General features: G+C 32.3%; 8 protein-coding genes. All 8 read left to right on the top strand.

What is annotated here, in order from left to right:
• Positions 1-620 precede the first annotated feature (620 nt).
• Positions 621-1,583, top strand: coding sequence for an NADH-ubiquinone oxidoreductase-F iron-sulfur binding region domain-containing protein (locus tag V7Q02_RS14925; RefSeq protein ID WP_333861884.1), 963 nt, complete (start codon positions 621-623; stop codon positions 1,581-1,583).
• Positions 1,584-1,595: 12 nt separating this feature from the next.
• The gene (locus tag V7Q02_RS14920) at positions 1,596-2,357 is read left to right on the top strand and encodes a 2Fe-2S iron-sulfur cluster-binding protein (protein ID WP_333861883.1); all 762 of its coding nucleotides are present in this window, start codon (positions 1,596-1,598) and stop codon (positions 2,355-2,357) included.
• A 33-nt stretch (positions 2,358-2,390) separates the two neighbouring features.
• Positions 2,391-2,918, top strand: a complete 528-nt coding sequence (locus V7Q02_RS14915) for a 4Fe-4S dicluster domain-containing protein (protein WP_333861882.1) — start codon at positions 2,391-2,393, stop codon at positions 2,916-2,918.
• A 36-nt stretch (positions 2,919-2,954) separates the two neighbouring features.
• A complete protein-coding gene (locus tag V7Q02_RS14910) occupies positions 2,955-4,355 on the top strand; it encodes a [FeFe] hydrogenase, group A (RefSeq protein ID WP_333861881.1) in 1,401 nt (466 codons plus the stop codon).
• Between the two features lie 558 nt (positions 4,356-4,913).
• Positions 4,914-5,192: an ethanolamine utilization microcompartment protein EutM gene (eutM, locus tag V7Q02_RS14905; RefSeq protein ID WP_011989408.1), complete on the top strand. Its 279-nt coding sequence runs from the start codon at positions 4,914-4,916 to the stop codon at positions 5,190-5,192.
• 466 nt (positions 5,193-5,658) lie between these two features.
• Complete coding sequence (locus V7Q02_RS14900; RefSeq protein ID WP_333861880.1) at positions 5,659-7,323, top strand: propanediol/glycerol family dehydratase large subunit; 1,665 nt, start codon at positions 5,659-5,661, stop codon at positions 7,321-7,323.
• Between the two features lie 98 nt (positions 7,324-7,421).
• The gene (locus V7Q02_RS14895) at positions 7,422-7,940 is read left to right on the top strand and encodes a diol dehydratase small subunit (protein ID WP_333861879.1); all 519 of its coding nucleotides are present in this window, start codon (positions 7,422-7,424) and stop codon (positions 7,938-7,940) included.
• A 360-nt stretch (positions 7,941-8,300) separates the two neighbouring features.
• The coding region (locus V7Q02_RS14890; protein WP_333861878.1) for a BMC domain-containing protein at positions 8,301-8,854 on the top strand (554 nt) is incomplete at its 3' end.

The raw sequence follows: 8,854 nt of genomic DNA, 5'->3' as shown, positions 1-8,854 counted from the left end.
GCCAGTAAGACCCCTCCGAGAACAGGAGGAGATAGGTCAGGGGTGTAAGCATGGCAACGTGTTAAGCTGACTGATACTAATAGGTCGAGGGCTTGACCAAAAATAATTAAGGCGATATTTACTGTGCAATTTTCAGGGGATATTATAAAATTGTATATTTATAGCGTATTGAGTTAATACGAAATTTTAAACCTGATATGAAGAAATTTTTCATCAGGTTTTTTTATTTTAAGATTTAGGTAAACTCCACGTGAAGCTAAGAGTTACTTGATTTAAATTTAAAACGTGCTATACTGAAATTGAAAAGATTGTTAATATGTAGACAATGTATATAAGTATAAATAAGGATGAAAATACACAATTTACTGAACGTGTAAAATTTTTTATATAATAAAATATGTATATTACAGGTATAACAAGAATAATTTTTAAATATGGTATGCAAAAATTTTATTTACTGTTAATGTTTTAATTCTATTTAAGGTGGGGTTATTGCAATAAATGAAGTCGTTTACAAAAACGAGATAATTTAAGTTACATGAGATAAGGATCAGATATGACCTATTATCAAATTATTAATAGGAATGTTAATTAATTAGAAATTATGGGGGTGAAAAATCATGGCTAATAAAAAGAAAATCTATGTATGTTGTGGAACAGGATGTATAGCTAAAAATAGTATGTCAGTTTTTGAGGAATTAAGAAATAGGATACAAGAGATGGGAATCGATGTAGAGGTATCAGCTAAGCTGACATCTAGTGTATGCAATGGAATATGTGATAAAGGTCCTGTGGTCAAAATTTATCCAAATATAACTTATTATGGGGTAAAAATTAAGGATGTTGAAGAAATAATTCAAAGAACAGTTATGAATGATGAAATCGTTAGTAGATTAATAAATACCACCCCGTCTGTGAAGGAAAAATTAAAAGGTTATCATGAAAGTGGATTTTATAAAAGACAGTATAAAATAGCTCTTAAGAATGTGGATGATATAGATCCTACTACTATAGATCAATACATTGAAAAAGGTGGGTATGAAGCTTTAAAGGAAGTATTGCTTGAAATGAAACCGGAGATTGTCATAGGGGATAGAAATTGCATGGTGGATGTTGTTAAAGATTATTTAAGCTTTTTAAGCAAAGAATTTTGCGGAAAATGTATGCCCTGTAGAGAGGGTGTAAAGAGAATGCTTGAGATGGTGACGGATATTTGTGAAGGTAATGCAAAGGAAAGAGATATAGAGAATATACTTCAAATGTCCTATGTTATTAGTCAGGCTTCTTTGTGCAATCTTGGTAAACGAGCACAGAATCCAATAATGATTGCCATTAGATATTTTAGAGATGAATTTGAAGAACATTTGAAAAATAAGAGATGCAGACAAGGAGTGTGTAAAAATCTTACTACTTTTTATATAGATAAACATAAGTGTATGGGATGCGACTTATGCAACAGAAATTGTGAAAATAATTGTATTACAGGGGAATTTAAAAAACCTCATGAAATAGATAAGAGTAAATGTACAAAATGTGGCAATTGTATAGATATATGTAGATTTGATGCTATTAAAATTTTATAAAGAGGTGAGTTTATGAGAATTATAATAAATGGTAAAGATTATGAAACCGAAAAAGGAGATACCATTTTAAAAGTAGCTAGAAGGAATAATATATATATACCTACATTATGTCATAGTGATGCATTGCCTGGTTTGGCTACCTGCAGATTTTGTATAGTAGAGGTTATAGACGGTGGGGAATCTAAAGTGGCGGCTTCTTGTATATCCCCTGCAAATCCTGGAAATAGGGAAATAGAAGTAATAACTGATTCAGATAAGATAAAAAGGATGAGAAAGGTTATAGCTATGCTGCTTCAGGCTAGATGTCCTGATAATCAGGAAGTAGAAAAATTTGCAAAAGCTTTTGGAGTAGAGAAAAGAAAAGTAAATAGGTTTAAATTAGAAAAAGGAGAGGACTGTGCTTTATGTGGACTTTGTGTAAAAGCCTGTAAGGCAGTTGGAGTAGGAGTACTTTCTTTGGTAAATAAAGGTGTGTATAAAAAGTTGGATATTTCTGATGGACCTACACAAAAGTGTATAGGCTGTGGAGCCTGTGCCAATGTATGTCCCACTAATGCTATAAAAATTATAGATAAAGATGGACAAAGAGAAATATGGGAAAATAAATTTCAGATGGTTAAATGTGACTATTGTGGCCAATATTTTATTACAAAGGAGCATATAAAATATGCTTATGATAAATTGGAAATAGAACAACCTGAGAAATTTTACTGTAACAATTGTAAAAGAAAAATTGTTGCTAAATCCATGAATGCTATATATGAGAAGGTTTAAAGCTATATATAAATAGAGAGGATGATATGTTAAATGGAAAAGTATATGAATTCTTTTGTAATAGCAAACCCGGATAAATGTATAGGGTGTAGAGCCTGTGAAATTGCTTGTGCTGCAAAACATAGAAAAAGTAGTTCAGGGGGTACTATTGGAACTATGAATAACGAGGTAGTTCCAAGATTATTCATGGTAAAAGAGGATCATATTACAGTTCCTGTTCAATGCAGACACTGTGAAGAAGCTCTTTGTGTAAATGTTTGTCCTGTAAAAGCCATAGTTAAAAATAATAAGGTTATATTTATACAGGAATATAAATGTATAGGATGTAAAAATTGTATTATAGTATGTCCGGTAGGAGCTATAAATTTATTGCCAAGAGCTGAAAGTCAGGTATCTAAGGGGAGAATTAAACCTAAAATTAGTGCTGCAACTTATAAGTGTGATTTATGTGTAGAAGAGGGTGGAAAACCTGTTTGTATTGAAGAATGTCCTAAAGGGGCTTTAAAATTAGTGGAATTAGAGAAAGATGAGAATAATAGTTTGAGTCCTGATGCCAAATAAATATCATAGATAATATAAAAATTTATAAAGAAAGGGATGTTGGATATGTGGGATAATACTCCTATGATAAGCATAGATAGGGAATTATGTACAGGTTGTAGACGATGCGCAGAAGTATGTCCTGTAGATGCGATAAAAGGAAAAGAGGGTGAAGCTCAATTAATAGATACAGAAAAATGTATCATGTGCGGTCAATGTATCCAAATATGTAAAGGATATTACTCTATATATGACCATATTGCTACTCCTATCAGTAAAAAGTTATTTGATAGGGGAGCATTAAACAATTTGGATGAACCGCTTTTTGCTGCATATAGTACAAGCAGAATTAAAAATGTAAAGGAAATACTTAAAAATGCAGATGTATTTAAAATAGTACAGTGTGCACCTGCAGTAAGAGTTGCCATAGGAGAGGAATTTGGACTGCCTTTTGGAACTTTGAGCGAAGGTAAAATGGCAGCTGTGCTGAAGAAAATGGGATTTGACAGAGTGTATGATACTAATTTTGGAGCTGATCTCACTATAATGGAAGAAGGTAGTGAATTATTGGATAGAATATCAAAAGGGGGAACCTTACCTATGTTTACCTCATGTTGTCCTGCATGGGTAAAATATATGGAACAGACTTATCCAGAACTATTGCCTCACCTTTCCAGCTGTAAATCCCCTCAACAAATGGCAGGCGCTATTTTTAAGAGTTATGGAGCTGAGATAAACGAAGTAAATCCTGCTGAAATATATAGTGTGGCTGTTATGCCCTGTACCTGTAAAGAATTTGAAAGTCAACGGGAGGAAATGAACTGGAAAGGATATAGGAATGTAGATGTAGTCATAACTACAAGGGAACTGGCATACCTCATAAAGGATCAGGATATTGACTTTAACTCCCTTTGTGATGAAAAATTTGATCATGTGCTTGGTGTATACAGCGGGGCAGGAACTATATTCGGGTCTACGGGAGGAGTAATGGAAGCTGCTCTCAGAACAGGGTATGAGTTATATACCAAAAAGTCTATTCCTAAAATAGAGCTCACCGATATCAGAGGAGAGGAAGGATTTAGGACTGCAGAAGTTAAATTAGGGGATTTTAAATTAAAGGTAGGAGTAGTATCAGGTTTAAGGCATATAAAAAAAGTATTGGATATGATAAAGGAAGGAAAATGTGATATGCATTTTATAGAAGTAATGACTTGTCCAGAAGGCTGTATAAGTGGCGGCGGACAACCCAAAATAATATTTGAATCGGATAAAAAGAGGGCTTATGGTGCTAGAAAAAAGGGACTTTACAATCACGATTCCACTCTTTTTTATAGAAAGTCTCATGATAATCCAGGTGTAAAAAAATTATATGGTGAATTTTTGGGGGAACCTTTGGGACATAAATCTCATGAACTTCTGCATACAAAATACAAATCCAGAAAGAATATTATTTCATAAAATATATAAATTTATAATTTATGATGTTTTAGATTTAAATTAATAAAAAATTTACATTAAGTAAAAGGTAAATAAATATATATCAATAAAATACAATATATACAAAAATAGGAATATTATTCTGCATAAATTATTTTTGCAGTGTGTGTATTGCAATGAGTTTTTTAATTTTAAGCAAATGTGGAAAAGTTTTTTTCATTTGCTAATGATATTAGTGAATAATCTATAAAAATTTAATGATTTTATTTATAAAATGATGTATAATTCTATTTATCAGATACAATCTTTACTTTACTTTATATCATTGCAATTGTATTTTAAAGCTATTTATGTATTTTTCAAGTCCTCTTCATAAATATATTTAAATTTATCAATATTATGTTGGTATGTGAGGATGTAAAGAAAGTACATAAATATATAAAAAAAATACAATTTTAAATAGTTAATATAGGTATTAAACTAAACAATATTTTGCAAGATAAGTATATAAAAATGATATACAATAGGAAATGTAAAAATATTAATAAAAATAATTTAAAATTTCATGGAGGTGTTCTTATGGGACAAGAAGCATTAGGTATGATTGAAACAAAAGGATTGGTTGGAGCTATTGAGGCAGCTGATTCAATGGTAAAGGCAGCAAATGTTCAATTAATAGGAAAAGAACAAATAGGTTCAGGACTTGTAACCGTTATGGTAAGAGGAGATGTAGGTGCAGTAAAAGCTGCTACAGATGCAGGAGCTGCTTCAGCTAAAAGAGTAGGAGAACTTGTATCCGTACATGTTATTCCAAGACCTCATACAGATGTTGAAAAAATATTACCTAAAATTGGTTAATATCATCAAGTTTGATTGTTGATAAAAGCAGTTATGTTAAATGATGATTTAATCGAAAAGGTTTTAAATCAGTGTAACAAGACTATAATTTGAAAAATTTTGACCTATAAATTTTAGTAATACATTAGTGAAATAGATTTAGTTTATAAGGGCTCCATTAATAAAAGTTGAATTTGCAGGGAAAGCTGTAGGTGTTAAATACAAGAAATTACAGAAGTTTAAAACTGGGACATAAGGTTATTGTCATTAAGTAACTGCTAAAGATGTATCTGATGAAAAAGGGCAGTAGAAGAACCACTTGAACAAGAATTAAAAGTATAGTGATTGAGTGGAATTTCAAGTGCTGTTATACAGTCAGTAATTGCCGCCCAAGAAGCAAGGGACAGAGGTAATTGTCTTAAAAATTATTGGGACAAAGTTCTGTTTCTGCTGCTAACTTTTATATCTAAGAGGGTGGTGTAAATTAATGAGAAGATCTGAAAGATTTGAGATATTAGAACAAAGCTCAATTCATAAGGATGGCTTTGTGAAAGAATGGCCGGAAATAGGGCTTGCAGCCATAGAAAGCCCTAATAATCCTATTCCAAGCATTAAAGTGGAAGAGGGAAAGATAATTGAGATGGATGGAAAAAGCAGAGAAGATTTTGATTTTATAGATATCTTTCTTGCAGATCATTCAATCAATGTAAAAAACACAGAAAAAGCTATGGCAATGGATTCACTGGATATGGCTAGAATGTTGGTTGATATAAATATTTCCAGAGATGAAATTATTAATATAGCCAATTCACTTACAGCGGCAAAATTGGTAGAAGTAATTAGTAACTTAAATGTAGTAGAAATGATGATGGCTCTTCAGAAAATGAAGGCTAGAAGGACACCTGCAAACCAAGCATGTGTGACTAATTTGCGGGATAATCCTGTTCAAATTGCAGCAGATTCAGCAGAAGGAGCCCTTAGGGGTTTTGCAGAAATGGAAACAAGGGCAGGAATTTCAAGATATACCCTTTTCAATGCAATTTCAATTTTAATAGGTTCTCAGACAGGAAGGCCTGGAGTATTAGCACAATGCTTACTGGAGGATGCTACAAAAATTAAATTGAGTATGCTTGGTTTTGCTTCTTATGTTGAAACCATATCTGTATATGGTACAGAAAGTGCATTTGTAGAGGGTGATGATACTCCCTGGTCCAGTTCTTTTTTAGCTTCGGCATATACTTCTAGGGGATTTAAAATGAGATTTTCTTCAAGCATTGGTTCTGAAGTTCAAATGGGATGTTCAGAAGGAAAATCAATGCTTTATTTAGAAGCAAGATGTATAATGATGGCTAAGGGTACAGGTGTTCAGGGATTGCAAAGTGGATTAGTAAATGGTGTGGACATTTCAGCGGCAGTACCAGAAGGCATGAAAGCAATTCTGGGAAAAAGCCTTATAATTGAAATGCTCGGACTGGAAGTTGTATCAGGTAATGAACGAGTTTTTACAAATTCTAAAATTAGAAAAACTTCAAAAGCTATGTTGCAATTTCTGCCTGGAGCTGATTTTGTATCTCCAGGATATAATTCTACTCCAAGTTACGATAATATGTTTACACATTCTAATTGGAATGCGGAAGATTATGATGACTGGTTAATTTTACAACGAGATTTAAGAATTGATGGGGGTCTTAAGCCTGTTAAAGAAGAAGAAGTTACAGCAGTTAGAAATAAGGCTGCTAGAGCAATTCAGGCTTTATTCAAGGAATTAGGATTGCCATCTATAACTGATGAAGAAGTGGAAGCTGCAACTTATGCCCATGGAAGTAGAGATATGCCAGCTAGAAATGTAGAAGAAGATTTAAAGTCAATTGAAAAATTATTAAATAGGGGCATTACAGTATTAGATATAGTTAAGGGACTTTATAGTGGAGGATTTCGTGATGTGGCTGAAAGTGTACTTAATATGTTTAAGCAGAGACTAATAGGAGATTATCTGCACCAGTCTTCAATATTTGATGAGCAGTATAATGTCATAAGTGCAATAAATGATAGAAATGATTATATGGGTCCTGGAACTGGTTATAGGGTAGAAGCAAAAAAATGGAATCAATTAAAAAACATAAAATTTGCTTTGGAACCTAATAAGCTTTAAAGGTAGTAGTTACATTTATCTTGATTTATTTGGAACTTTAAAACTATTTTCACAGTCAGCCATTGATTATTAAGTGAATTTTGAATAGGAGTGAAACCATGAGCAATAATGAATTAATAGAACAAATAATCAAAGAAGTTTTGAAAAGTGTGGAATCTATTCAAAATGATGAACAAAAATATGAGTCTGGAGAAATTCATGGCAGTGAAGTTGTAAATAAAAAAGATTATCCTTTAGGTAAAAAAAGACCAGAACTTATAAAAACAAGCACAGGTAAATCCATAGATGATATAAATTTAGAAAATGTATTAAATGAAAAAATAACCTTAGAGGATATTAAGATAAATAGTAAAACACTTTTATATCAGGCTGAAATAGCAGAATCTATAGGCAATGTTCAACTTGCAGCAAATTTTAGGAGAGCAGCTGAACTTACTGTAGTTCCAGATGATAGGGTGCTTGAGATTTATGATGCTTTAAAACCTTATAAATCTACAAAACAGCAGTTGATTGAAATAGCAGAGGAATTAGAAGATAAGTATAATGCTAAATTAAATGCTAAGCTTGTCAGAGAAGCAGTTGAATCATATGAAAAAAGAAATATGATAAAGATGTAGCTTTTGGTTATAATTAGGTAAGTTTACCTGTTAAACTTTGGAGAAATCTATAATGGAGACAGCCGGTGCCATTTTAAAACGATAGGAGCAGTACTTCATCGCTATAAACTTAAAGAAAATCACCCTCTTATTAATGAAGAACTTTAAATATTTATGAAAGAATGAAGTGGATATAGGATAATTGGGTGTAACGCTTCAAGATTCTATAAAGTTATACCTTTGAGATCAATTTATAGTGCAAGTAATGAGAAATTAGAACGACAGACTAATTAGTTCTGTAGTCATTTCTATTTTTAAGAAGTTTAATTATTCTCTAAAATTTATGCATTAACTCCATAATGTAGCAAGGGGGGGATTTTGATGAATGGAGAAGCTATTGGTGTTATTGAAACTATTGGAATGACTGCAGCAGTAGAAGCTGCAGATAGTTGTGTGAAATCGGCTAATGTGACCCTTATAGGTTATGAGTTGACAACAGGAGGACTTGTAACTATTAAAATAAAAGGTGACGTAGGAGCAGTTAAAGCTGCCATTGATGCAGGAAGAATAAGTGCAGAAAGAATAGGTACTGTGGTTGGAACTCTTGTAATACCAAGACCTGCACAGAATTTACACAAAATTATAGAATCTAATTCAACAGTAGGTATTAAAAGTGCGGAAGCGGAATCAGAAAAAAATTTAATTTGTGATAAAGAAATAGAACCACAGGAAACTTTAGTCTCTGAAAAAAATTTGGAACCAGAAGGAAAACAAGTCTTAGAAAAAACTGGAAAGTCAGAAGAAGAACCAGTTCCAGAAGAAACTGAGGAGATAAAGGAAGAATCAGTTCCAGAAGAAACTGAAGAGGCAAAGGAAGAACCAGTTCCAGAAGAAACTGAGGAGATAAAGGAAGAATCAGTTCCAGAAGAAACTGA

Origin of the sequence: Clostridium sp. (assembly GCF_036781005.1) — a bacterium.
In the GTDB taxonomy this organism is placed as follows: Bacteria; Bacillota; Clostridia; order Clostridiales; family Clostridiaceae; genus Clostridium_B.
The sequence above is the reverse complement of the archived record's forward strand: the minus strand, read 5'-3'. Positions and strand labels throughout refer to the sequence as shown.

Coding starts and splice junctions, on each gene's coding strand:
- V7Q02_RS14895 (WP_333861879.1), top strand. CDS start 7,422: ATGAGCAATAATGAATTAATAGAACAAATAATCAAAGAAGTTTTGAAA.
- V7Q02_RS14925 (WP_333861884.1), top strand. CDS start 621: ATGGCTAATAAAAAGAAAATCTATGTATGTTGTGGAACAGGATGTATA.
- V7Q02_RS14910 (WP_333861881.1), top strand. CDS start 2,955: ATGTTGGATATGTGGGATAATACTCCTATGATAAGCATAGATAGGGAA.
- V7Q02_RS14900 (WP_333861880.1), top strand. CDS start 5,659: ATGAGAAGATCTGAAAGATTTGAGATATTAGAACAAAGCTCAATTCAT.
- V7Q02_RS14915 (WP_333861882.1), top strand. CDS start 2,391: ATGGAAAAGTATATGAATTCTTTTGTAATAGCAAACCCGGATAAATGT.
- eutM (WP_011989408.1), top strand. CDS start 4,914: ATGGGACAAGAAGCATTAGGTATGATTGAAACAAAAGGATTGGTTGGA.
- V7Q02_RS14920 (WP_333861883.1), top strand. CDS start 1,596: ATGAGAATTATAATAAATGGTAAAGATTATGAAACCGAAAAAGGAGAT.